We start from the raw sequence: 454 nt of genomic DNA on the forward strand, positions 1-454 counted from the left end.
GAACAAGCGCTGGAGTTACGTGTTAACCGTGCTGAGGTGTTGGCTAATAACTTGGCTAATGCAGATACACCCGGATTTAAGGCAAGAGATATAGACTTCAAAGCGGTCCTGGGTAATGAAATGGCTAGCCAGGGAGGCGCAAAGTCTCTCGAGATGGCGACCACGAACGGACAGCACTTGCCTCATGCTAACTCGAGCGGAAGCAATGAGTTGCTTTATCGAACGCCCAGCCAGCCATCTGTTGACGGTAATACCGTTGATACCCAAGAAGAAATGGCAGAGTTTATGAAGAATACCTTGCAATACCAATCCAGCTTCCAGTTTTTGAATGGCAAGTTCAAGTCACTAACCAATGCGATTCGGGGTGAATAATATGTCTCTTAGTCAGATTTTTGATATTGCCGGATCCGGCATGGCTGCTCAATCTATTCGCTTGAATACCACTGCTAGTAAT

At 46.5% G+C, this 454-nt stretch carries 2 protein-coding genes; both read left to right on the plus strand.

Features of this window, described 5'->3' with window-relative positions; all coding sequences use genetic code 11:
• A partial coding sequence (gene flgB, locus A3763_RS08275) for a flagellar basal body rod protein FlgB (RefSeq protein ID WP_068759977.1) occupies positions 1 to 372 on the plus strand: 372 nt, incomplete at its 5' end.
• A 1-nt stretch (position 373) separates the two neighbouring features.
• Positions 374 to 454, plus strand: an 81-nt coding sequence (locus A3763_RS26930; protein ID WP_231872135.1) for a flagellar basal body protein, incomplete at its 3' end; no start/stop codon positions are given.

It is taken from the genome of Oleiphilus sp. HI0128, from assembly GCF_001635365.1.